The organism is Piezobacter thermophilus (genome assembly GCF_055386745.1).
In genome coordinates this window covers 543,525-564,975 of record NZ_AP042380.1, presented here as the reverse complement: position 1 = coordinate 564,975, position 21,451 = coordinate 543,525, and the positions used below count along the sequence as shown (strand labels likewise).

Annotated in this window: 24 protein-coding genes; 17 read left to right on the top strand and 7 right to left on the bottom strand. The window is 64.3% G+C overall.

All coding sequences use genetic code 11. The annotated features are described in order from the left end of the window. Positions 1–50 precede the first annotated feature (50 nt). From ACZ5CM_RS02620 to ACZ5CM_RS02610, 3 genes are all read left to right on the top strand, one after another. Positions 51–1,127, top strand: coding sequence for a 2Fe-2S iron-sulfur cluster-binding protein (locus ACZ5CM_RS02620; RefSeq protein WP_464641007.1), 1,077 nt, complete (start codon positions 51–53; stop codon positions 1,125–1,127). Positions 1,128–1,140: 13 nt separating this feature from the next. Then, positions 1,141–1,899: a Phenylacetic acid catabolic protein gene (locus ACZ5CM_RS02615; protein WP_464641005.1), complete on the top strand. Its 759-nt coding sequence runs from the start codon at positions 1,141–1,143 to the stop codon at positions 1,897–1,899. Positions 1,900–2,005: 106 nt separating this feature from the next. Continuing rightward, entirely contained in the window at positions 2,006–2,665 is a 660-nt protein-coding gene (locus ACZ5CM_RS02610; RefSeq protein WP_464641003.1) for a HigA family addiction module antitoxin, read from the top strand. Positions 2,666–2,692: 27 nt separating this feature from the next. On the opposite strand, the gene ACZ5CM_RS02605 is transcribed toward ACZ5CM_RS02610, so the two are convergent. The 4 genes from ACZ5CM_RS02605 to paaG are packed head-to-tail and all read right to left on the bottom strand — an operon-like array spanning position 2,693 to position 5,868. Next, complete coding sequence (locus tag ACZ5CM_RS02605) at positions 2,693–3,292, bottom strand: TetR/AcrR family transcriptional regulator (RefSeq protein WP_464641002.1); 600 nt, start codon at positions 3,290–3,292, stop codon at positions 2,693–2,695. Positions 3,293–3,296: 4 nt separating this feature from the next. Beyond that, positions 3,297–4,607 (bottom strand): phenylacetate--CoA ligase PaaK, encoded by a 1,311-nt coding sequence (gene paaK, locus ACZ5CM_RS02600; RefSeq protein WP_464641000.1) that lies wholly within the window; start codon positions 4,605–4,607, stop codon positions 3,297–3,299. Between the two features lie 15 nt (positions 4,608–4,622). Next, positions 4,623–5,057, bottom strand: a complete 435-nt coding sequence (gene paaI / locus ACZ5CM_RS02595) for a hydroxyphenylacetyl-CoA thioesterase PaaI (RefSeq protein ID WP_464642462.1) — start codon at positions 5,055–5,057, stop codon at positions 4,623–4,625. A gap of 25 nt (positions 5,058–5,082) precedes the next feature. Next, entirely contained in the window at positions 5,083–5,868 is a 786-nt protein-coding gene (gene paaG / locus ACZ5CM_RS02590; protein WP_464640998.1) for a 2-(1,2-epoxy-1,2-dihydrophenyl)acetyl-CoA isomerase PaaG, read from the bottom strand. A gap of 255 nt (positions 5,869–6,123) precedes the next feature. On the opposite strand from paaG, the gene ACZ5CM_RS02585 reads away from it, so the two are divergent. From ACZ5CM_RS02585 to paaZ, 4 genes are all read left to right on the top strand, one after another. Continuing rightward, positions 6,124–7,161 (top strand): TRAP transporter substrate-binding protein, encoded by a 1,038-nt coding sequence (locus ACZ5CM_RS02585; protein WP_464640996.1) that lies wholly within the window; start codon positions 6,124–6,126, stop codon positions 7,159–7,161. Between the two features lie 83 nt (positions 7,162–7,244). Next, positions 7,245–7,751 (top strand): TRAP transporter small permease, encoded by a 507-nt coding sequence (locus ACZ5CM_RS02580; RefSeq protein WP_464640994.1) that lies wholly within the window; start codon positions 7,245–7,247, stop codon positions 7,749–7,751. Continuing rightward, a complete protein-coding gene (locus ACZ5CM_RS02575) occupies positions 7,748–9,088 on the top strand; it encodes a TRAP transporter large permease (protein WP_464640992.1) in 1,341 nt (446 codons plus the stop codon). Before ACZ5CM_RS02580 ends, ACZ5CM_RS02575 begins: the two co-directional genes overlap by 4 nt. A 58-nt stretch (positions 9,089–9,146) precedes the next feature. Beyond that, entirely contained in the window at positions 9,147–11,177 is a 2,031-nt protein-coding gene (paaZ, locus tag ACZ5CM_RS02570; RefSeq protein ID WP_464640990.1) for a phenylacetic acid degradation bifunctional protein PaaZ, read from the top strand. A gap of 71 nt (positions 11,178–11,248) precedes the next feature. Here the strand turns inward: paaZ and ACZ5CM_RS02565 are convergent, their stop codons facing one another. Further along, positions 11,249–12,013: a DUF1013 domain-containing protein gene (locus ACZ5CM_RS02565; protein ID WP_464640988.1), complete on the bottom strand. Its 765-nt coding sequence runs from the start codon at positions 12,011–12,013 to the stop codon at positions 11,249–11,251. A 134-nt stretch (positions 12,014–12,147) separates the two neighbouring features. Here ACZ5CM_RS02565 and ACZ5CM_RS02560 point away from each other — a divergent pair, with 134 nt between their 5' ends. Then, a complete protein-coding gene (locus tag ACZ5CM_RS02560) occupies positions 12,148–12,783 on the top strand; it encodes a ribonuclease T2 family protein (RefSeq protein WP_464640987.1) in 636 nt (211 codons plus the stop codon). Between the two features lie 43 nt (positions 12,784–12,826). On the opposite strand, the gene ACZ5CM_RS02555 is transcribed toward ACZ5CM_RS02560, so the two are convergent. Further along, entirely contained in the window at positions 12,827–14,167 is a 1,341-nt protein-coding gene (locus ACZ5CM_RS02555) for a FliI/YscN family ATPase (RefSeq protein WP_464640985.1), read from the bottom strand. An 87-nt stretch (positions 14,168–14,254) separates the two neighbouring features. Here ACZ5CM_RS02555 and ACZ5CM_RS02550 point away from each other — a divergent pair, with 87 nt between their 5' ends. Genes ACZ5CM_RS02550 through ACZ5CM_RS02510 form a run of 9 tightly spaced genes read left to right on the top strand, consistent with a single transcriptional unit; the run spans position 14,255 to position 18,785 of the window. Then, positions 14,255–14,632 (top strand): FlgB family protein, encoded by a 378-nt coding sequence (locus ACZ5CM_RS02550; RefSeq protein ID WP_464640983.1) that lies wholly within the window; start codon positions 14,255–14,257, stop codon positions 14,630–14,632. A 10-nt stretch (positions 14,633–14,642) separates the two neighbouring features. Further along, complete coding sequence (gene flgC, locus ACZ5CM_RS02545) at positions 14,643–15,032, top strand: flagellar basal body rod protein FlgC (protein ID WP_464640981.1); 390 nt, start codon at positions 14,643–14,645, stop codon at positions 15,030–15,032. Between the two features lie 12 nt (positions 15,033–15,044). Beyond that, positions 15,045–15,335, top strand: coding sequence for a flagellar hook-basal body complex protein FliE (gene fliE, locus ACZ5CM_RS02540; RefSeq protein ID WP_464640980.1), 291 nt, complete (start codon positions 15,045–15,047; stop codon positions 15,333–15,335). Between the two features lies 1 nt (position 15,336). Then, positions 15,337–15,609, top strand: coding sequence for a flagellar biosynthetic protein FliQ (locus ACZ5CM_RS02535; RefSeq protein ID WP_464640979.1), 273 nt, complete (start codon positions 15,337–15,339; stop codon positions 15,607–15,609). Continuing rightward, positions 15,609–16,325, top strand: coding sequence for a flagellar hook-basal body complex protein (locus ACZ5CM_RS02530; RefSeq protein WP_464640978.1), 717 nt, complete (start codon positions 15,609–15,611; stop codon positions 16,323–16,325). The genes ACZ5CM_RS02535 and ACZ5CM_RS02530 overlap by 1 nt, the downstream gene beginning before the upstream one ends. Before the next feature lie 18 nt (positions 16,326–16,343). Then, a complete protein-coding gene (gene flgG / locus ACZ5CM_RS02525) occupies positions 16,344–17,129 on the top strand; it encodes a flagellar basal-body rod protein FlgG (RefSeq protein WP_464640976.1) in 786 nt (261 codons plus the stop codon). Continuing rightward, positions 17,129–17,545 carry a flagellar basal body P-ring formation chaperone FlgA gene (gene flgA, locus ACZ5CM_RS02520; protein ID WP_464640974.1) on the top strand — a complete coding sequence of 139 codons (417 nt, stop codon included), beginning with the start codon at positions 17,129–17,131 and terminating at the stop codon, positions 17,543–17,545. The genes flgG and flgA overlap by 1 nt, the downstream gene beginning before the upstream one ends. Continuing rightward, positions 17,545–18,273, top strand: coding sequence for a flagellar basal body L-ring protein FlgH (flgH, locus tag ACZ5CM_RS02515; RefSeq protein ID WP_464642461.1), 729 nt, complete (start codon positions 17,545–17,547; stop codon positions 18,271–18,273). Before flgA ends, flgH begins: the two co-directional genes overlap by 1 nt. Positions 18,274–18,278: 5 nt before the next feature. Then, positions 18,279–18,785: a flagellar basal body-associated FliL family protein gene (locus ACZ5CM_RS02510; RefSeq protein WP_464640972.1), complete on the top strand. Its 507-nt coding sequence runs from the start codon at positions 18,279–18,281 to the stop codon at positions 18,783–18,785. A 161-nt stretch (positions 18,786–18,946) separates the two neighbouring features. Here ACZ5CM_RS02510 and gyrB read toward each other — a convergent pair whose 3' ends face one another. Continuing rightward, complete coding sequence (gene gyrB / locus ACZ5CM_RS02505; RefSeq protein WP_464640970.1) at positions 18,947–21,364, bottom strand: DNA topoisomerase (ATP-hydrolyzing) subunit B; 2,418 nt, start codon at positions 21,362–21,364, stop codon at positions 18,947–18,949. Positions 21,365–21,451 lie beyond the last annotated feature (87 nt).

Sequence of the window (21,451 nt, the reverse complement as noted above, 5' to 3'; positions counted from 1 at the left end):
CCGCAAGGACAGGCGCAAACCGACACAGAACGCAGCTTTGGGAGGAACCGATGGCGCGTTTCCATGACCTGAGGGTCACCGACATCCACAAGACAACCCGCGACGCAGTCGTGGTCACGCTCGAGCCGGTCAATGGCGCGGAGGGCAGCTTCGACTTTCGCGCCGGGCAGTATCTGACCTTCCGCCGCGACTTCGACGGCGAAGAGCTGCGCCGGTCCTACTCGATCTGCGCCGGCGAGGGCGAAGGAATCCTGCAGGTGGGGATCAAGCGGGTCGAAGGCGGCGCCTTTTCCACCTGGGCCAATGAGGAGCTCAAGGTCGGGGACATCCTGCAGGCGATGCCGCCGATGGGCAGTTTCCATACCGATCTGCGCCCCGAAAACGCCAGGCAGTATCTGGGTTTCGCGGGCGGGTCGGGCATCACGCCGGTGCTGTCGATCATCAGGACGGCGCTGAAGACCGAGCCGCGGTCCAATTTCACGCTGGTCTATGCCAACAGGGGCGTCAGCTCGATCATGTTCCGCGAAGAGCTGGAGGATCTGAAGAACCTCTACATGGGCCGGTTCAACGTGATCCACATCCTCGAACAGGACGCGCAGGAAATCGACCTGTTCACCGGCATGGTCACGGAAGAAAAATGCGCCCAGCTGTTCCGCACCGGCTGGATCGACATCGAACATGTGGACATGGCCTTCATCTGCGGCCCCGAACCGATGATGCTGGGCATCGCAAAGGCGCTGCGCGACCACGGGCTGGGGGACGACAAGATCAAGTTCGAGCTTTTCGCCAGCGCCCAGCCCGGCCGCCTGAAGCGCAAGGCGGTGTCGAAGGATGCGGCCTCGGGCGCCAACCAGGCCTCCATCGCGATCACCCTGGACGGGGCCACCCGGACGATCACCGCGCCCAAGGACGTTTCGATCCTGGACGTGGCGCTGGAAAACAGCATGGACGCCCCCTATGCCTGCAAGGCCGGGGTCTGCTCAACCTGCCGCTGCAAGGTGATCGAGGGCGAGGTCGAGATGGTCGCCAACCACGCGCTGGAGGACTATGAGGTCGAGAAGGGTTACGTGCTGTCCTGCCAGTCCTATCCGCTGACCGACAAGGTGGTCGTGGATTACGACCAGTAGGGGAGAGGGACACATGACCGAAGACATGAGCATCGAAAGCTACCTGGCGCAGGGCGGGGTTCTGACCAACCCGGCGAACGTGCCGCCGCGCTATCGCGCCGAGCTGCTGAAGCTGATGGCGACATTCGTCGACAGCGAGCTGGCCGGCGCCGCAGGCTTTGCCGACATCATCAACGAAGGCCCCGGCATCAAGGAACGCATCGCCGCGGCAAAGATCGTGCTGGAAAAGACCGACAATGCCGACCGGGTGCTGCGGATCATGGGCGAATTCGGCGCCGACACCGCCCGTTACGCCACCCACCACCCCTGGACCGCGCGGCTGGAGCGCAACGCCGACATCGGCGCCAGCCGCAGCGAACACGACATGCGCCTCGCCGTGTTCAACTACCCGCTTGAGGGCTGGGCCGATGCGGTGGTGATGAACCTGCTGATGGGCCGTGCGGTGGTGGTGCAGCTGGCCGAATTCGCGCTGGTCTCCTACCAGCCGCTGGCCGAGGCCTTCCGCGCCATCGCCCCGGTCGAGGCCCACCACGCCGAACTGGCCGAGGAGGGGCTGGCACGCCTGCTGGAGAGCGCCGACAGGGGGGCGCTTCAGGCCTCGGTCGATTACTGGTGGCCGCGGGTTGCGGCCAGCTTCGGTTCGGCCGATTCCAGAAAATTCGACATGCTGAAGGGCTGGGGCATCCGCCACACCCCCAATGCCGAGCTGCGCACCCGCTGGCAGGGCGAGGCCCGTACCGTCCTCGACCGGCTGGGGCTGAAGGCCGGCTGAGCCGGGCCGAACCGGACCGGGCGGCGGGGCGGGCCATTGCCCGCCCCTTGTCATTGGGCCACAATTCCGGCACTGCACCCCGAAAACCGGCACGAGGATCCCGCCCATGTCCGACAACCCGCAACCGACCGTCCAGGCCGCCGATGTCCGGCAGGTCAAGGAATGGCTCGACCGCAACGAAATCCTGCTGGTCGATGTCCGGGAGACCTCGGAATACGAAAAGGAGCACATCGCCGGGGCGGTGCTGCTGCCGCTGTCGAGCTTCGAACCCGAGATGTTCCCCTCGCTTCCGGGCAAGAAGGTGGTGCTGCATTGCGCGGTCGGCAAGCGCAGCGAGGCCGCGGGCAAGATGCTTCTGAAGGAAGGCTACGACTGCGTCATTCACATGAGCGGCGGATTGCAGGCGTGGAAAGAGGCCGGCTATGCGACCGAGGTGCAGATGGAGCCGGTCGAGGAAAAGCCGGCCGAGCCGGTTTTCCTCTGCCCGCCTCCGGGACAGGTGCTGATGGAGGAATACCTCAAACCGCTGGGCATCTCCCCGCAGGAGCTGGCCCGCGCCATTCATGTGCTTGAGGGCCGGATCACCGAAGTTCTGGCCGGAACGTCTCCGGTCGGGGTGGAACTGTCGCTGAGGCTGGCAAGGTACTTCAGCACCGCGGCCGATTTCTGGATCCACCTTCAGGTCGAACACGACCTGGAACGCGCCCGGCACAGCGTCGGCGAGCAGATCCGCCGGGACATCCGCCCGCGCGTCGCCGGGAAATAGGGCCGCCGCTGATCGCGGGGGGCGGCCTCACTTCAGTCCGCGCACGCCCTTCAGCGTCAGATCGCAGACCAGATCGGCATAGGCCTCGCGCGCGGCGGTGTCGGCGTCGGCGCTCCACATGAAATACCAGTTGAGCATCCCGAATACCGACATGGTGGTGGCCCGCAGGCGGATGCGGTCCTCGGCAAAGACTTCGGGGGCAAGTGCCTTGATGCAGTCGCTCATGAAACGTACCATGTCGCGCTGATAGGCCCGCATCTGCTCCTGCTGGTCCTCGGGCAGGGCCGAAAGCGCGTTGATCTGCACCTGGTGTTCCTCGTCCGCGCCCTTGTAGGCGTTGAGGATCTCGCGCACCATCCGGCGGAACCGCTTCTCCGGGTCGAGCCCTTCGGTATCCACCGACAGGATCAGATCGCGCAGTCCCGAAAGGTAGCTGTCGAGAATGTCGAAAAGGATCGCGTCCTTGCTGTCGTAGTAGTGATAGATGTTTGCCTTCGAGATCCCGCATTCGCGCGCAAGCTGGGTCATCGACGCCCGGTCGAACCCTTCACGCGCGAACACGCGGGCAGCAGATTTCAGGATCTGCGCGCGCTTGAGGTCGTGGTCCTTTGCAATCGTCCGGGCCAAGGGCCTACCCCTTGTCCCGGTTGTCGATCACGCGTTTGGCCTTGCCCTCGGAGCGGACGACCGCGCCGGGATCGCCGACGATGATCTCGGTCGAGACACCGACATTGTCCTTGATCCGCTTGGTCAGCATCCGCGCGGCGGCGGTCTTCGACAATTCGTCCGCCGCGTCCGGGGTCGCCTCGACATAGACGCGCATGGCATCCATCCTGCCCGACTTGTAAAGCTCGATCTGGTAGTGCGGGGCCAGCCCGCCGGTCGCCATCAGCTGTTCCTCGATCTGGCTGGGAAAGACGTTGACCCCGCGCAGGATGATCATGTCGTCCGAGCGGCCGGTGATCTTCTCCATCCGCCGCATCGAGCGCGCCGTACCCGGCAGCAGCCGGGTCAGGTCGCGGGTGCGGTAGCGGATCATCGGCAGCCCTTCCTTGGTCAGGGTGGTGAAGACCAGCTCGCCCATCTCGCCATCGGGCAGGACCTCGCCGGTCTCGGGGTTGATGATCTCGGGGTAGAAGTGATCCTCCCAGATGACGAGACCGTCCTTGGTTTCGACGCATTCATTGGCCACCCCCGGCCCCATGATCTCGGACAGGCCGTAGATGTCCACCGCGTGCATGTCGAAGGCCTCTTCCATCTCGGCCCGCATGGCGTCGGTCCAGGGCTCGGCCCCGAAGATGCCCACTTCCAGCGAGCTTTCGCGCGGATCGAGCCCCAGCTTGTGGAACTGTTCGAGGATGTTGAGCATGTAGGACGGCGTGACCATGATCGTCGTCGGCCGGAAATCGTTGATCAGCCGCACCTGCCGCTCGGTCATGCCGCCCGAAACCGGCACCACGGTGCAGCCCAGCCGCTCGGCCCCGTAATGGGCGCCGAGACCCCCGGTGAAGAGGCCGTAGCCATAGGCCACATGCACGATGTCGCCGGGGCGGGTGCCGCTGGCGCGCATGGAGCGGGCCACCAGATCGGCCCAGTTGTCCAGATCGTTGCGGGTATAGCCGACCACGGTCGGTTTGCCGGTGGTGCCCGACGAGGCATGGATGCGAACGATCTGATCACGCGGCACCGCGAACAGGCCGAAGGGGTAGTTGTCCCGCAGATCGTTCTTGTAGGTGAAGGGAAACTTCGCCAGGTCGGCCAGCGTCTTCAGGTCGTCGGGATGCACGCCGGCCTCGTCGAAGCGCTGGCGATACATCGGGACGTTCTCGTAGGCGTGGCGCAACGACCATTTCAGGCGCTCCAGCTGCAGCGCGGAGATCTCGTCGCGCGAGGCAATCTCGATCGGATCCAGGTCGGATTTCTTCGGGGTGAGGTCTTTCATGTCGTTCTCCGCAGCTCAGCTTTCGGGGAATACCTGGCCGCTGATCGCCCGGGACATGCCCCGGAACTGGGCGATCACGGCGCCGTCCTGATTGGTTACCGTGACATCATAGATGCCGTTTCGCCCGCTGAGATTCACTTCGCGCGCCACCGCCTTCAGCCGGTCGCCTTCCCGGCCCGGCGCGATGTAGCTGATCATGTTGTGCTGGGCAACTGTGGATCTGTTGCGGCTGTTGCAGGCATAGGCGAAGGCGCTGTCGGCCAGCAGGAAGATCACCCCGCCATGGCAGATGCCATGCCCGTTGCAGTGATGCGAACGGACGGTCATTTCCATCGTGGCCGTTCCTTCATCCACCTCCGCAAGTTTCATCTCAGCCCATTTCGAGGCGTGATCCGCGGCCCACATGGTCGCGGCCGCCCGTTCGGCACGCTGTTTCGCGTCAAGCATCATCTGTCCGCCAAAATCTTCGGCCACGTCATTTTCCCTTGAATTCCGGCCGGCGCTTTTCGAGGAAGGCGGCCACCCCTTCCGCATAATCGGCACTTTCGCCGCATGTTTTCATGGCCTCCGCCTCGATTTCAAGGTGGTCGCTCAGCGCGTTCACGGCAGCGGCCTGGATGCACTGCTTGGTCAGGCCCAGCCCCAGCGTGGGGCCACTGGCGAAACCTTCGGTCATGGCGCGGGCCTCGTCCATCAGCTGCTCGTCCGGCAACGCCTTCCAGATCAGCCCCCATTCCTCGGCCTGGCGGGCGCTCAGCGGCTGGGCGGTGAAGGCCAGCCCCTTGGCGCGGGCCTCGCCCAGAAGGCGTGGCAGGTGCCAGCTGCCGCCGGTATCGGGGATCAGCCCGACCTTGGAGAAGGACTGGATGAACTTCGCGCTCTCGGCAGCCAGCACCACGTCGCAGGCCAGCGCGATATTGGCCCCGGCCCCGGCCGCCACGCCGTTCACCGCACAGACCACCGGAAACTCGAGCGACCGGATCAGCCGCACCAGCGGCGCATAGAAGGTCCGCACGGTATTTCCCAGATCGGGCGGGCCATCCATCCTGCGCGGGTCGCGGTCGCCCAGATCCTGGCCCGCGCAGAACCCGCGCCCCGCCCCGGTCAGCAGGATCGCCCGCGCCCCGCCATCGCGCGCGCCCTCGATGGCAGCGCGCAGGGCAAGATGCATCTCGTCGGTGAAGCTGTTGAGCCGATCAGGCCGGTTGAGGGTGATTTCAACCCAATTTCCGTGATCTTGCGCAAGAATCGTATCGGACATGGCTTGGCCGCTTTGTGAATGTTTCGACAAATTCCTTGCATAAACCGAACGGTTGGTCAATAAATAACTCACCGACGCGATTCTCGTGGAAAGGACAGACGGATGTCCAGAACCTGTTCAGACCTTTCGGACCAGCGCACCCGCGCCCCGGTTCGAAGGAATCGGGCACGCCACGGGATCCCGGCCACCGTGGTTGATAGTTGCAATATTGACCATTAACGGCATCATCCATCGACAACCCCGGGAGGAAACAAGATGGCAAAATTCACGAAACTCGCATCCCTGCTTGCCGGCGCGGCACTCGCCGTTTCCGGCAGCTTCGCAGCTGCAGCCGAGAACAAGGCCGAATACACGCTGACCATCTCCAGCTGGGCCCCGCCGACCCACGGCATCAACGCGAAGATGTGGCCCAAATTCACCGAAATGGTCGAAGAGGCCACCGGCGGGCGCGTCACCACCGAGCTGAAGCTGGGCATGGCCCCGCCTCCGGCCCAGCCCGACCTGATCATGGACGGTGCGGCGGATCTGTCGATCATCTTCCACGGCTATCAGCCGGGCCGCTTCACCACCACCAAGCTGATCGAACTGCCCGGCTACGAAGGCTCGGCCGAGGCGGCTTCGGTCGCCTACTGGCGCGCCTACGACAAGTACCTCAAGAAGGCGGACGAGCATCGCGGGCTGAAGGTGGTGGCCATGTTCACCCATGGCCCGGCCCAGCTGCATTCGAACCGGAAGGTGACCTCGCTGGCCGACATGAACGGCATGAAGGTCCGGGTGCCGGGCGGTGTGGCCTCGGATGTGGCCGACAAGCTGGGCATGACCGGCATCAAGGTACCGGCGCCGAAGGTCTACGAGACTCTGGCCTCGAACGCAGCCGACGGCGTGGTAATGCCGATGGAATCGCGCAAGGGCTTCAAGCTGACCGAAGTGGCCAAGAACGTCTACGAGATGCCGGGCGGCCTGTATCGCGGATCCTTCGCCTTCATCATGAACCAGGACACGTTCGACGCCCTCCCCGAGGACATCCGCAAGGCGCTGGACGAAAAGGTCTTTGGCGAGCCGCTGAGCCGCGAGATCGGCAGGATCTGGGACGAGATCGACCAGATCGGGCGTGAGGCCACCCTCGCCGCACCCGACAACGCCATCATCGAGGCCTCGGCCGAAGATCAGGCGAAATTCGCCAAGATCGCCGAAGAGGTGCGCAAGAAGGTCATTGCCGAGGTGGCCGCCAAGGGCGTCGATGCCCAAGCCGCCTACGAGATGATCAAGGCGGACATGGCCGCCTACAAGTAAGGCCGGATGAGCGATCGGGGCCGGCCGCCACTGCCGGCCCCGTTTCCTTTACTTCTCCGACACCGCAATCGGGAGAGCCTCAGATGGGCAGCTTGCTGAAACTGATCCGGTCGGCCAGCGCGATACCGGTGCTGATCGCCTGCATCGCCCTGTTCGTCCTCATGGTGATGACCTTTTTCGATGTCGTCCTGCGCTCGATGTTCAACGCGCCCATCGAAGCGGCGACCGAGCTGACGCGCATCTTCATGGCCATCATCGTCTTTTCCGTGCTGCCCGTGATTTCGGTCAATGGCGGCCATATCGCGGTGGACCTGACCGACGGGATCTTCACGCGCTACCGGCTGCACCGCATCCGCGACGCGCTGATCCACATCCTCTCGGGCGTGATGCTCTACTGGCCGGTGCAAAGGGTCCAGGTGCTGGCCGAGCGCGCCCGCGACTACGGAGACGTCACCGAATACCTCGCCATCCCGACCTTCTACATCGGCTGGTTCATCGCCCTGTTCACGGCCATCTCGGCCTTGGCGATGATCGTCACCGGCCTTCTGCACCTGTTCGCCCCCCACCTGCTTTCGGAGAGAGCCCAATGACCGCCGCCCTGATCGGTTTCGCCATCGTCCTGGTGCTGGTGCTCATGCGCCTGCCCATCGTGTTCGCCATGGGGCTGGTCGGGGCGCTGGGCTATGCCTTCGAGCGCGGCGGCTCCATCTTCAGCGACCGTGGCCTCAACGCCGCCATGTCCATGGTCGGCCGGCAGGTCATGGATACCGCGCAGGATTACGGGCTGTCAGTGGTGCCGCTGTTCATCCTGATGGGGCTGTTCGTAAACAAGGGCGGCATGGCGCGCGAGCTCTACTCGGTCTCGGCGGCCTTTCTGGGCCACATGCGCGGCGGCATCGCCATGGCCACGGTGGCCGCCTGCGGCGGGTTCTCGGCCATCTGCGGTTCCTCGCTTGCCACCGCCGCCACCATGTCCAAGGTCGCCATGCCGCAGATGCGCCGCTATGGCTATTCGGACGAGCTGTCCACCGCCTCGATCGCCGCCGGCGGCACGCTGGGCATCCTGATCCCACCCTCGGTGATCCTGGTCATCTACGGGCTGCTCACCGAGACCTCGATCGGCAAGCTGTTCATGGCCGGCATCGTGCCGGGGCTGCTGGGCATCCTGTTCTATCTCTTTGCCGTGCGCTGGACCGTCTGGCGCAACCCCGAGGCCGGCCCGGCCGGCGAGCGCACCGGCTGGGGCGCGCGCATCAAGGCCCTGCGCGAGGTCTGGGCGGTGCTGCTGCTGTTCTTCCTGGTTATCGGCGGCCTTTACGGATTGTTCGATTTCGAGCCACTGAACCTGACCTTCTCTCCCACCGAGGCCGCCGGCATGGGCGCGATGGGTGCCTTCCTGATCGCCCTGTTCCGCGGCGGTCTGACGATCGGCTCCACCTTCGAGGTGCTCAAGGAAACCGCCTATACCTCGGCGGCGCTGTTCTCGATCCTGATCGGGGCGCAGATCTTTTCCAACTTCATCAACCTGGCCGGCCTGCCCGAGGCGCTGATCGGCATGGTAACCGCATATGACGTTTCGCCCTTCGTCGTGATCCTGATGATCCTCGGGATCTACATCATCCTCGGCTGCGTGTTCGAATCGCTGTCGATGCTGCTCCTGACCGTGCCGATCTTCTTTCCGCTGGTCACCTCGCTGGGCTACGATCCGGTCTGGTTCGGAATCGTCGTCGTGGTGGTGACCGAGATCAGCCTGATCACGCCTCCGGTGGGATTGAACGTGTTCATCCTCAAGGGCGTCGTCGGCGACGTGTCCACCGGCACGATCTTCCGCGGCGTCACGCCGTTCTGGGTGGCCGACATCTTCCGGCTGGGGCTGATCGTGCTGGTACCGATTCTGGTGCTCTATCTGCCCGCCCAGATGAACTGAGCCGGTGGGGCGGCAATCCGTCCGCCCGACCCGAACCCGATCCTGCAAGGACCAGACCATGACCATTCGCGAAATTTCAAGCTATGCCGCCGGGCAATGGGTGGCCCCGGGCGAAGGCGCCCGCAACATCGCCAGCGCCATCACCGGAGAGGTGATCGCGCGCGCCGGAAACGCCGCCCTGGACGTGCAGCTGATGCTGGATCATGCGCGGAATACGGGCGGGCCGGCCCTGCGCCGGCTGACATTCCACGACCGGGCAAGGATGCTCAAGGCGCTGGCGCAACACCTCAACGAACACAAGCAGGCGCTTTACGACATCTCCTTCGACACCGGCGCCACGCAGGCCGATCACCTGATCGACATCGACGGCGGCATCGGCACATTGTTCGTCTTCGCCTCGAAGGGGCGGCGGGAGATGCCCGACGGGCAGGTGTATCTGGATGGCGCGCCCGAGCAGCTTTCGCGGCAGGGCAGCTTTCAGGGGCTGCATGTCTGCACCCCGCTGCAAGGCGTGGCGGTGCATATCAACGCCTTCAACTTCCCGGTCTGGGGGATGCTGGAAAAGCTCGCCCCCACCCTGCTGGCCGGCGTTCCGGCCATCGTGAAGCCGGCCACCGACAGTTGCTACGTGACCGAAGCCGCGGTGCGGCTGATGCTGGAATCGGGGATCCTGCCCGAGGGTGCGCTGCAATTCGTGGCCGGGGGGCTGGGAGACATGCTCGACCGGCTGACCTGCCAGGACGTGGTCAGCTTCACCGGCTCGGCCGCGACCGCGCTGAAGCTGCGCGCGAACCCGAACATCCTGGCCGCCTCGGTCCGCTTCGTGGCCGAGCAGGACAGCCTCAACGCCTCGATCCTGGGGCCGGACGCGGTGCCCGGCAGCCCGGAATTCGACCTGTTCATCAAGGAGGTCGTGCGCGAGATGACCGTCAAGGCGGGGCAGAAATGCACCGCCATCCGCCGCATCATCGCCCCCGAGGAACAGGTGCCGGCGGTGATCGAAGCGCTGCGCGCAAGGCTGGGAAAGACCGTTATCGGCGATCCGCGGCTTGAGCAGACGCGCATGGGCGCGCTGATCTCGGCCGCGCAGAAGCGCGACGTGCTGGAAAAGGCCGCGATCATCGCCACTGAGGCCGAGCGCGTCTTCGGCGACCCCGAGGATTTCGAGGTGGTCGGCGCCAACTCGGACAAGGGCGCCTTCCTGCCGCCGATGCTGTTTCACTGCGCCGAGCCGGACCGCGCCGAGCGGGTGCACGATACCGAGGCCTTCGGGCCGGTCTCGACGGTGATGGGCTATCGCGACCTCGGCCACGCGCTGGAGCTTGCCAATCGCGGGCAGGGCTCGCTGGTGGCCTCGGTCATCACCCATGATCCGCAGGTGGCACGCGAGGCGGTGCTGGCGGCAGGCGCCTTTCACGGGCGGCTCTATTTCAACGACCGGGTGTCGATGAAGGAAGCAACCGGGCACGGATCCCCCCTGCCGCACATGGTCCATGGCGGCCCCGGCCGCGCCGGCGGCGGCGAGGAAATGGGCGGCGTGCGCGGGGTGATGCACTACATGCAGCGCACCGCCGTGCAGGGCAGCCCCGACATGCTGACGGCGGTTGGCGGCCGATGGGTGCCCGGGGCCACCGAGATCGAGGGCCCCGCCCACCCCTTCACCCGCCGCTTCGGCGAGTTGCAGATCGGCGAGACGCTGCACAGCGCCGCACGCACCGTCACGCTGGAGGATATCGAGCATTTCGCCCATTTCACCGGCGACACCTTCTATGCCCACATGGACGAGGAGGCCGCCCGGAGAAACCCCTTCTTCCCCGGCCGGGTCGCCCATGGCTATCTGCTGCTGAGCTTTGCCGCCGGCCTGTTCGTCGAGCCGGACGAGGGCCCGGTGCTGGCCAATACCGGCCTGGACGGACTGCGCTTCATGAAGCCGGTGAGCCCCGGCGACAGCATCAAGGTGCGCCTGACCGTGAAGCAGAAAACCCCGCGCAACGAAGAATATGGCGAGGTGCGCTGGCACGTTACCCTGACCAATCAGGACGACGAAAAGGTGGCGGAATACGAGTTGCTGACCATGAACGCCATGTAGCGCGCCCGGGCGGGCAGACGTGAAAAGGCTCCGGCCGTTTCCGGTTCGGAGCCTTTCGTCATGCTTCCGGCTCAGGGCCGCGATGCGTCGTCGTCTTCTTCTTCGTCGTTGCCATTCTTGGGCAGGTTGAAGAGGCTTTCGGCATCCATGATCGGATCTTCGTCGCGTTCATCATCGCGCGGATCGGACAGGCTGAAGGTTTCAAGCCCCTCGATCGCGGTCGGGATCTTCGGCTCGGCCGGCATGTCCAGGGACTGTTCGGTGCTGACCAGCTTGCGCCGCTCGTCGTCGCTCATCACCGACCCGTCGGCGGCCTTCTTCGCGGCCGCCTTCTGCACGGCGGCGTCCAGTTCGGACTGCTTGCACAGGCCCAGCGCCACCGGGTCAATCGGCTGGATATTGGCGATATTCCAGTGGGTGCGATCACGGATCGACTGGATCGTCGGCTTGGTCGTGCCGACCAGCTTGGAAATCTGCGCGTCCGACAGCTCCGGGTGGAACTTCACCAGCCACAGGATCGCGGCGGGGCGGTCCTGGCGCTTGGACAGCGGGGTATAGCGCGGACCGCGGCGCTTCTCCTCGCCCACGGCGGCCGGGTTGAACTTGAGCTTGAGCTTGTGTTTCGGGTCCTTCTGGGCCTTTTCGATCTCTTCCTGCGTCAGCTGGTTGTTGGCGATGGGGTCGAAACCCTTGACGCCCACGGCGACCTCGCCATCGGCGATCCCCTGCACCTCCAGTTCATGCAGGCCGCAGAAATCCGCAATCTGCTTGAAGCTGATCGTCGTGTTGTCCACCAGCCACACGGCAGTTGCCTTGGCCATCAACGGTTTTGCCATGCGTTCATCTCCTTCGAGCACATCTTCCCCGTCGCCTGAAATCGGCGGTCCCGGAGGTGGCTCCGGAACGGGTTTCCGTTGTCGGGGAACTTCAGGCCTATATAGTCGCCCCGGATCGATAAGGAAAGAGGCGAATGCACCGGGTTCTGATCGTGCTTTTGCTGCTTGCCGGCCAGCCCGCACCGGCCGGGGACGGGCGCGCGGGCGATTTCGACTATTTTGTCCTGTCGCTGAGCTGGTCGCCGAACTGGTGCGCCGCCCGGGGCGACGCGCAAGGTGCCGAACAATGCGCCCCGAGGCGCGGCATGGGCTGGATCCTGCACGGGCTATGGCCGCAATACGAACGCGGCTGGCCCGAGTTCTGCCGCACGGCCCTTTCCCCGCCCTCGCGCGCGATGACCCGGGAAATGGCGGATATCATGGGCAGCCCGGGGCTGGCCTGGTATCAGTGGAAAAAGCACGGAAGCTGCACGGGGTTGAGCGCACGCGACTATTTCGCCCTGTCCCGGCGCGCCTATGACAGCATCACTCGGCCCGGGATATTCCGCCGGCTCGATCGCGCGGTCAGGCTGCCGGCCAGTGTCGTGGAAGAGGCCTTTTTGCAGACGAACCCCGATCTGTCGCCCGACATGATCACCATCACCTGCCGCAACGGTCGCATCCAGGAGGCACGCATCTGCCTGAGTCGGGATCTCGACCCGGTGCCCTGCGGGCCGGACGTGGTGCGTGACTGCCGGCTGAAGGACGCCATATTTGCCCCGATCCGCTGAGCTTGACCCGCAGCGGCGGTGCCGGCGCCGACTTGCCCATCGCTCACGGGCGGCGCACATCCTGCCCCGCAGCCGAACGGCGCAGGATCAGCTGAAGGCGCTGGAAACTGCTGGCAATGCCATCGGTGTCGGTCCGGGCAAAGAAGGCGTCCAGATCGGGCCAGGCGCGAACGGCCTGGTCAAGCACCGGATCGGCCCCGGCCTGATAAAGCCCGGCCCGGATCATCACCTCGGACTGTTCATAGGCACCCAGCAGGCGGCGCGCCTCGGCGATGATCCGGTTTTCCTCTTCGCTGGCGGCATCGGGCAGGCTGCGCGAAACCGACCGCCCAACGTCGATGGCCGGATAGCGGCCGCGTTCGGCGATGTCGCGCTCCAGCACCACATGCCCGTCCAGAACCCCGCGCAGGATGTCGGCCACCGGCTCGTCCATGTCCGACCCGGCCACAAGCACGCTGAAGATGGCGGTGATATCACCCTGCCCCTCTGCACCGGGACCTGCACGTTCGCACAAGCCGGTGATCTGGGGCGTCAGTGACGGCGGAAACCCACGCAGCGCGGCGCCTTCCCCCGCGGCGACCGCCACCTCGCGATGCGCTTCGGCGAACCGGGTCACCGAATCGACCAAAAGCAGAACGTTACGGCCGCTGTCGCGGAAATGTTCCGCCACCGTCATCGCCGCCCAGCCGCAGCGCCGCCGCGTCAGAGCCGACTGGTCGGAGGTGGCCGCCACCACGACCGCACGGGCCATCCCTTCGCGGCCCAGCACCTTGTGCACGAAATCATTGACCTCGCGCCCGCGTTCGCCAATCAGGGCAAGGACGACCACATCCGCCTCCATGTGGCGCGCCAGATGTGCCAGCAGGCTGGACTTGCCAACCCCCGACCCCGCGAACAGGCCGACGCGCTGGCCCCGAACGATGGGCAGCATGGTATTGAGAACTGCAAGCCCGGTCGGCAACCGCTCACCCATCCCGCGGCGCAAGGCGGCCGGGGGCGGCGGCGCCACCACCTCGCGCGCTTGACCGCCCCGGGCCAGAGGCCTGCCGTCCAGCGCCCGCCCCCAGGGGTCGACGATACGCCCGATCCAGGCATCCGACGGGCAGAACGCCACCCGCCCCTGCAGAACGACCGCATCCCCAACCGCCACCCCGTCCGGAGCAGCATCCGGCAGCATCCTGATCCCCAGATCGTCGATCTGGAGCACCTCTCCCCCCAGCGGCCCGCATCCCCGGCGCAGCAGCAGCCGATCACCGACCGCCGCGCGCCGCTCAAGCCCGGAGACCACGATCAGCCCGTCCCGCACCGCCGCCACGCGCCCCATCGGCCGCGCAAGCCGGGCCGAACCCAGATGAGCCTTCAGGATGTCCAGCTCAAGCACCATCACCGCCTCCGCAAAAGATCCGCGCAAACGGTTTCTAAACGAATCGGGGTTAAGCCTTGATTGAAACCGATCGAGGGAGAAGCCCCGATGTTCAATACGCTGAACGTATTCAACATGGCGCGCGCGATGGCCGAACATGCCGCGTACCGCCAGACTGTCGTTGCCAGAAACGTCGCCAATGCCGACACGCCCGGCTATCGGGCACGCGACATCGCCCCGTTCTCGGACCTTGTATCCGGCGCCGGCGACTTTGCCATGCGTGCCAGCCGCCCCGGCCACCTGAGCGGCGTTGGCCTGCGATGGGACGAAGTCGAATCCCGACCCATGTTCGAACCGGGGCGCAACACCGTTTCCCTGGAGGAAGAGATGGTCAAGGCGGCCGAAATTCAGAGCGAACACAAGCGCGCGCTGGCGATCTACAGGTCTTCTCTGAACATTCTGCGCAGCAGCCTCGGGCGCGTGTAGGGGGGCGGACATGAGCGATTTTTCATCCGCCCTCGCGGTCTCGGCCAGCGGTCTGCGGGCCCAGTCGCAACGGCTTCTGCACATATCCGAAAACATCTCGAACGCCGACACGCCGGGATACCGGCGCAAGCTGGTGCCGTTCGAGGTGGCGCACGGCCCGTCAGGGGAAACCCTCGTTCGCGCCGGCCGGGTCCGGCTTGATCCGGCACAGCCGGAAAAGATCTACGACCCGTCCCACCCGCTGGCAGACGAAAGCGGGTATTACCGGGGTTCCAATGTCGATCTAATGATCGAGATCGCAGACGCGCGCCAGGCGCAACGCAGCTACGAAGCCAACCTGAAGATGTTCGAACAGACGCGCGCAATGTCCGCGGCGCTGCTCGACCTTCTTCGCAGATAGGGGAAATCCAGAATGGATATCAGCAGCTTTTCCGCAATCCGCAACTATGCATCGTCACGTCCGGCCACGGAGCCGGCCGCCGGGTCCGACAATTTCGGCCGGAAGTTCGACGCCGTCGCCCGTGATTTCACCGCCACCCTGCGCGAGGCCGAAAACACGGCCATCGGCGCCATGTCCGGAACTGCCGATACGCAGTCCCTGGTCATGGCGCTGGCACAGACGGAGCTGGCGGTGGAAACTGCGGTAACCGTGCGCAACAAGGTGGTCGAAGCCTATCAGGAAATTCTCAGGATGCCGGTGTGACATGCTCACCGATGGCGCGTTCTACGACCTGCTTCGCCAAGGTCTGTGGCTGGCCATGATGCTGTCGCTACCGATCCTGCTGGCGGCGCTGGTGACCGGCGTGGTGATCGGTCTGTTCCAGGCCCTGACCACCATTCAGGAACTGACGCTGACCTTCGCCCCGAAACTGGCCGCCATCGTCCTGGTATTCTGGCTTTCCATGGAGTTCATGACCCGGTTGCTGGTCTCCTTCTTCCAGGACCAGGTCATTCCCCTGATTTCAGGAGCGTCGTGATGGGAACCTTCGGACTGCCTGCCCTGTCCCGCCAATCGGGCTTGATGCGGGAAATGCAGATCATCGCCAACAATATCGCCAACGCCGCAACCACTGGCTATCGCCAGGAGGGCCTGATCTTCTCGGAATTCGTGCGCAGGGCCGAACCCGGCCTGCCCTCCATGTCCATGGGTGCCGCACGGGTGCGCGAAACCTCGCTCGCGCAGGGGGCGCTCGCCTCGACCGGCGGACCTTTTGACCTGGCGATCGAGGGCCGCGGCTTCTTCATGGTGGAAACACCGGAAGGGCTGCGTCTGACACGGGCGGGGAATTTCTCGCCCAATGCCGAGGGAGATCTTGTCAATCCGGACGGTTACCGGGTCATGGACGCGGGTGGCGCCCCCATATTCATCCCGCCCGATGCCGGGCCGATACGCATCTCGGCCGACGGCACGATCGCGGCGCGGGGGGGCGTTCTGGGGCAGATCGGCGTGTTTGAACCACATACGCCCGAGCAACTGACCCGGCAGGATGGCGTTCTGTTCCGCACGACCGGCGATCCGGTTCCCGTGGAAACGCCCCGGGTTCTCCAGGGCTTTCTTGAGAAGTCGAATGTCGATGCAATCCAGCAGATGGCGCGAATGATCGAGGTTCAGCGCGGCTACGAACTGGGCCAAAGCTTCCTCGACGCCGAAGACCGGCGGATCCGAAAGGCCGTCGATTCCATGCTCAAGTAACGTTTCAGGAGACCCCACATGCGAGCCCTTTCCATTGCCGCAACCGGGATGAGCGCACAACAGCTGCGCGTCGAAACCATCTCGAACAACCTCGCCAACATGAACACCACCGGCTACAACCCGCGCAGGATCGAGTTCACCGACCTTCTGTATCAGCAGATGTCCCGCGCAGGCACGGTCAATGCCGCCAATGGCACCGTGCTGCCGACGGGCATCCAGTTGGGAATGGGGGTGCGCCCGGTCGCGGTGTCGATCAACCTCGCCCAGGGCGCGCTGTCCGAAACCGGACAGGATCTCGATATCGCCATCGAGGGCGCCGGTTATCTGGAGGTCACCCTTCCATCCGGCCAATCCGCCTATACCCGGGACGGAAGCCTGAAGCGCTCTCCCGAAGGCGTCATCGTGACCTCGGAAGGCTACCCCGTCTCGCCGGAGATCGTCATTCCGAATGACGCCCGCAGCATTTCGATCAACGCCGCCGGCGAGGTTTACGCCTATTTCAGCGATGCGGCAGAAGGCCAACTGCTCGGTCAACTCGTTCTTGCCGGGTTTACCAACCCGAAAGGGCTGGAGGCCATGGGCGGCAACCTGTTCACCCAAACAGAAGCATCGGGGCCACCGCTCGTATCATCGCCCGGAGAGGACGGACTCGGCGTACTCCGCCAGGGATATCTCGAAGACAGCTCCGTGGACGCTGTGCGCGAAGTGACCGAGTTGATCGAGGCCCAGCGCGGCTACGAAATGAATGCCAAGGTTCTGTCCGCCGTGGACCAGATGCTTGGCACGACCACGCAGGTGCGCTGATGAAGCGGTTGGCCTTCGTTCTCCTGTTTCTCCTTTCTACCCCGGCATCCGCTCAATCGGTTGTCGCGGTGCGGATGATCCGGGCGCAGGAAATCGTGAAATCCGAGGATGTGGCACTTGGCAACAAGCGGCGCGAGGGGGCGTTCTCCGACCCGGCCAAGGTCGTCGGCCTGGAGGCCAGGCGCACCATCTATCCCGGCCGCTCGATCATGCCGCGTGACGTGGGGCCCGTTTCGATCGTGAGACCGAACGACCTGGTGATCATCCGTTTTCGGCAGAACGGCCTGAGCATCACCGCCGAAGGGCGGGCGCTCGGGCGCGCTTCCACCGGGGACTCCCTGCGCGTCATGAACACGATGTCGCGTTCTACCGTGGTCGGCTTGGTCACCTCGGACGGCACCGTCGAGGTCAGATGATGCGGAACATCCTCATACTCTGCGCAACGGCTCTTCTGCTTTCGGCCTGTGGCCGCGCAGATCATCTTGGCAAACCTCCCGGCTTTTCGCCGACGGATGACTCCGCCGAACGCGTCGCCATGATGTGGCCCGGCCTGCCCCGCAATGGGCAACCCGCGAGCGGCGTCTTCCGGTCATCTCTCTGGAGCGGGGAGCGCAACTCCCTCCTGGGCGACCGGCGCGCTCTCAGGAAAGGCGACATCCTGACCGTGGTCGTCGAAATCGATGAAAAGGCCGAGATCTCGAATGACACCAGCCGTTCGCGAACCGGATCTGAAAGCCTGGGCGTTCCGCAGCTTTTCGGAGTCCCGCAACGGCTGGAGCGCCGGCTTCCGGACGGGGCGGTCATGGCCAATGCGGTTGCCATCGATTCGCAAAGCCGGTCGAGCGGAAAGGGGTCGGTGAAACGGAAGGAAAAGCTCACGCTCCGGGTTGCTGCAACGGTGGTGGACGTTCTGCCCAACGGTGTCCTTTCGATTTCCGGATCGCAGGAGATCCGCGTGAATTTCGAAATGAGAGAGCTTCTGGTTTCGGGATTCGTGCGCCCCGAGGACATCTCGCGCCAGAACGAGGTGACCTATGACAAGATCGCCTCGGCCCGGATTTCCTATGGCGGCCGCGGGCAGATTACCGACGTTCAGCAACCTCGGTACGGACAACAGATACTCGATGCGGTTCTGCCGTTCTGAAGCCCATGATCGCAAAACTCATTCCAATCGTCTTTCTTGTCCTGGGTATGGCTGCCGGCGCCTCGGCTGCCTTGTTCATGGAGAAATCCGGCACTCCCTCAGGGGAAGAGAAAACCGCTCCCAACAGCAAGACTTCGGAGAAGGGCACAGAAATTGGACCCTCTGAAAATGGCAAGGAAGGGTCAGAAGAAAAGGAATATGTGAGGCTGGCCAACCAGTTCGTGGTGCCCGTGATCGAAAGGGGAAAGATCCGGTCCCTGGTCGTACTGACCATCAGCATCGAAACCAGCCCCGGACATCAGGAGGAAATTTTTGCCAAACAGCCCAAACTGCGGGATTCCTTTCTTGAAGTCCTGTTCGATTATTCCAACACGGGTGGATTTGCCGGCGCGTTCACCAATACGACCGCACTTCAGTCTCTCAAGGCGGATCTGACGAGGGTCGCCCGACGCGAACTGGGGGAGTTCGTCGATGCCGTGCTGATCGAAGATATCATGCGGCAGGACAAATGACGGTGTTCTGGTCCTGCTCCGTCATTTCGATATCGGTCGAACCCGAACTGACCCCCTAGTGAATGCCGCGCAAATCCATGTCACGATCGACACGATCCCCGTGGAAACACGCTCTGGAATCACCGGGGAGCATGCAGGCTTTCCCGGCATCGGAGAGCGGCTCAGAAGTCGAGGTTTTCCACGTTCAGCGCGTTTTTCTGGATGAATTCGCGCCGGGGCTCCACCACGTCACCCATCAGCTTGGTGAACAGGTCGTCAGCCTCGGCGACGTCGTCCACGCGCACCTGCAGAAGCGTCCTTGCATTCGGATCAAGCGTCGTTTCCCACAGCTGTTCCGGGTTCATCTCGCCCAGACCCTTGTAGCGCTGAAGTGTCAGCCCCTTCTGGCCCTCTTCAAGGATCGCGTCCAGCAGGCCGAGCGGACCGAAGATCATCTGTTCCCGCTCCTTGCGCACCAGCAATGCCGGCCCGCCGTAAACCTCCTGCAGGCCCGGCGTGAAACTGCCGGTTCTGCGCGCCTCTGCCGAGCGCAACATCGGACCGTCCAGAGTTCGCACCTCTTCCACGCCGCGCAGGACCCGCGAAAGCCGGATCCCGTGATCCTGCGTGACCCTGCCCTGCCATCCGCGTTCATATTCGGCCGCGATCATGTCAAGCCGCGCCGCCACCTTGTCGGCAACGCCCTGAAGATCCCTCTCGACCGCGCCGGGAGCAAAGGCGCCGGCAATCGCCGCCTGTTCGAGGATATGACGCGGATAGTGGGTGGGAAACGCCTCCAGCACGCGCCGCATCTGGCGGGCATCGTCAATGACGCGGATCAGATCCTGGCCGATGATCTCTTCGCCCGAGGCCAGCCGCAGCGCCGCGCCATCGATGCCCTGTTCGATCAGGTAATCCTCAAGGGCCGGCTGATCCTTGAGATAGACCTCGGACTTGCCGCGCGACACCTTGTAGAGCGGCGGCTGGGCGATGTAGAGATGCCCCTTTTCGATCAGCTCGGGCATCTGCCGGTAGAAGAAAGTCAGCAGCAGCGTGCGGATATGAGCGCCGTCCACGTCGGCATCGGTCATGATGATGACCTTGTGATAGCGCAGCTTCGAGATGTCGAATTCGTCCCGACCGATTCCGGTGCCCAGCGCCATCACCAGGTTGCCGATTTCCTGGCTTGACAGCATCCGGTCGAAACGGGCCCTCTCGACGTTCAGGATCTTGCCGCGCAGGGGCAGGATGGCCTGGGTCATCCGGTCCCGGCCGGTCTGTGCCGAACCGCCGGCGCTGTCGCCCTCGACGAGGAAAAGCTCGGTCTTGGCGGGATCCTTTTCGGAACAGTCCTTGAGCTTGCCAGCCAGAAAGTTCACGTCCATCGCCGTCTTGCGCCGGGTCAGTTCGCGCGCCTTGCGGGCAGCTTCGCGGGCAAGGGCGGCCTCGACGATCTTGCCGACGATGGTCTTGGCCTCGGCGGGATGTTCTTCAAGCCAGTCGGTCAGTTTGGCGTTAACCAGGCTTTCGACCGCCGGCCGCACCTCGGAGCTGACCAGCTTGTCCTTGGTCTGCGACGAGAACTTCGGATCGGGCACCTTGACGGAAAGGACGCATGTCAGCCCCTCGCGCGCATCGTCACCGGTGAAGTTCACCTTTTCCTTCCGGGCAATCCCGCTTTCCTGCGCATAGCGGGTCAGCGTCCGGGTCAGCGCCCCGCGGAAACCGGCCAGATGCGTGCCGCCATCGCGTTGGGGGATGTTGTTGGTAAAGGGCAGCACCGTTTCGTGGTAGCTGTCGTTCCACCACATCGCGATCTCGACCACGATGCCGTCACGTTCACCCAGAATGTGAATCGGCTCTTCCATCATCGGCTGCTTGTGCCGGTCGAGATATTTGACGAATTCCCGGACCCCGCCCTCGTAATGCAGTTCGACCCTGTGCGGCTCGGCCGGGCGTTCGTCGATCAGGACGATTCGCACCCCGGAATTCAGGAAGGCCAGTTCGCGCAGGCGCCGCTCCAGCACATCGAAGGAGTAGTCGAGGTTGGAAAACGTATCCAGCGAGGCGAGAAAACGCACCTCGGTTCCGGTGCGGTCGCCGCAATCGCCCACGACCTTGAGATGCTCGACCGTCTCGCCCCGCTCGAAGCGGGCGAAATGTTCCTTGCCGTCGCGCCAGATGCGCAGCTCCAGCCAATCGGACAGCGCGTTGACCACCGACACGCCGACCCCATGCAGACCGCCCGAGACCTTGTAGGAGTTGCTGTCGAATTTCCCCCCCGCATGCAGCTGGGTCATGATGACTTCAGCCGCCGACACCCCTTCCTCGGGGTGAATGTCCACCGGAATGCCACGCCCGTTGTCGCGCACCGAAACGCTGGAATCGGCATGGATGATCACGGTCACCTCGTCGGCATGACCGGCCAGTGCCTCGTCAATGCCGTTGTCCACCACCTCGTAGACCATGTGGTGCAGGCCGGACCCGTCATCGGTATCGCCGATATACATGCCGGGGCGCTTGCGAACCGCCTCCAGGCCCTTGAGAACCTTGATGGAATCGGCGCCGTATTCCTGCCGCGCCTGTGCCTGTTCGGACATTCGGAAAATTCCCCTGTTCGTCACGTCCTATATACGAACCGTGGGGGGCAATGTCACGCCGAAGCCCCAGATTTTGTGCCCCGGAAC

Bases quoted from the DNA above. Each gene is read 5' to 3' on its own strand.
- ACZ5CM_RS02615 (WP_464641005.1), top strand. From the start codon at position 1,141: ATGACCGAAGACATGAGCATCGAAAGCTACCTGGCGCAGGGCGGGGTT.
- ACZ5CM_RS02585 (WP_464640996.1), top strand. From the start codon at position 6,124: ATGGCAAAATTCACGAAACTCGCATCCCTGCTTGCCGGCGCGGCACTC.
- ACZ5CM_RS02610 (WP_464641003.1), top strand. From the start codon at position 2,006: ATGTCCGACAACCCGCAACCGACCGTCCAGGCCGCCGATGTCCGGCAG.
- ACZ5CM_RS02580 (WP_464640994.1), top strand. From the start codon at position 7,245: ATGGGCAGCTTGCTGAAACTGATCCGGTCGGCCAGCGCGATACCGGTG.
- flgC (WP_464640981.1), top strand. From the start codon at position 14,643: ATGAGCGATTTTTCATCCGCCCTCGCGGTCTCGGCCAGCGGTCTGCGG.
- paaK (WP_464641000.1), bottom strand. From the start codon at position 4,607: ATGAAAGACCTCACCCCGAAGAAATCCGACCTGGATCCGATCGAGATT.
- flgA (WP_464640974.1), top strand. From the start codon at position 17,129: ATGAAGCGGTTGGCCTTCGTTCTCCTGTTTCTCCTTTCTACCCCGGCA.
- gyrB (WP_464640970.1), bottom strand. From the start codon at position 21,364: ATGTCCGAACAGGCACAGGCGCGGCAGGAATACGGCGCCGATTCCATC.
- fliE (WP_464640980.1), top strand. From the start codon at position 15,045: ATGGATATCAGCAGCTTTTCCGCAATCCGCAACTATGCATCGTCACGT.
- paaG (WP_464640998.1), bottom strand. From the start codon at position 5,868: ATGTCCGATACGATTCTTGCGCAAGATCACGGAAATTGGGTTGAAATC.
- flgH (WP_464642461.1), top strand. From the start codon at position 17,545: ATGCGGAACATCCTCATACTCTGCGCAACGGCTCTTCTGCTTTCGGCC.
- paaZ (WP_464640990.1), top strand. From the start codon at position 9,147: ATGACCATTCGCGAAATTTCAAGCTATGCCGCCGGGCAATGGGTGGCC.
- ACZ5CM_RS02575 (WP_464640992.1), top strand. From the start codon at position 7,748: ATGACCGCCGCCCTGATCGGTTTCGCCATCGTCCTGGTGCTGGTGCTC.
- ACZ5CM_RS02565 (WP_464640988.1), bottom strand. From the start codon at position 12,013: ATGGCAAAACCGTTGATGGCCAAGGCAACTGCCGTGTGGCTGGTGGAC.
- ACZ5CM_RS02560 (WP_464640987.1), top strand. From the start codon at position 12,148: ATGCACCGGGTTCTGATCGTGCTTTTGCTGCTTGCCGGCCAGCCCGCA.
- ACZ5CM_RS02510 (WP_464640972.1), top strand. From the start codon at position 18,279: ATGATCGCAAAACTCATTCCAATCGTCTTTCTTGTCCTGGGTATGGCT.
- ACZ5CM_RS02620 (WP_464641007.1), top strand. From the start codon at position 51: ATGGCGCGTTTCCATGACCTGAGGGTCACCGACATCCACAAGACAACC.
- ACZ5CM_RS02535 (WP_464640979.1), top strand. From the start codon at position 15,337: ATGCTCACCGATGGCGCGTTCTACGACCTGCTTCGCCAAGGTCTGTGG.
- ACZ5CM_RS02550 (WP_464640983.1), top strand. From the start codon at position 14,255: ATGTTCAATACGCTGAACGTATTCAACATGGCGCGCGCGATGGCCGAA.
- paaI (WP_464642462.1), bottom strand. From the start codon at position 5,057: ATGATGCTTGACGCGAAACAGCGTGCCGAACGGGCGGCCGCGACCATG.
- flgG (WP_464640976.1), top strand. From the start codon at position 16,344: ATGCGAGCCCTTTCCATTGCCGCAACCGGGATGAGCGCACAACAGCTG.
- ACZ5CM_RS02530 (WP_464640978.1), top strand. From the start codon at position 15,609: ATGGGAACCTTCGGACTGCCTGCCCTGTCCCGCCAATCGGGCTTGATG.
- ACZ5CM_RS02555 (WP_464640985.1), bottom strand. From the start codon at position 14,167: ATGGTGCTTGAGCTGGACATCCTGAAGGCTCATCTGGGTTCGGCCCGG.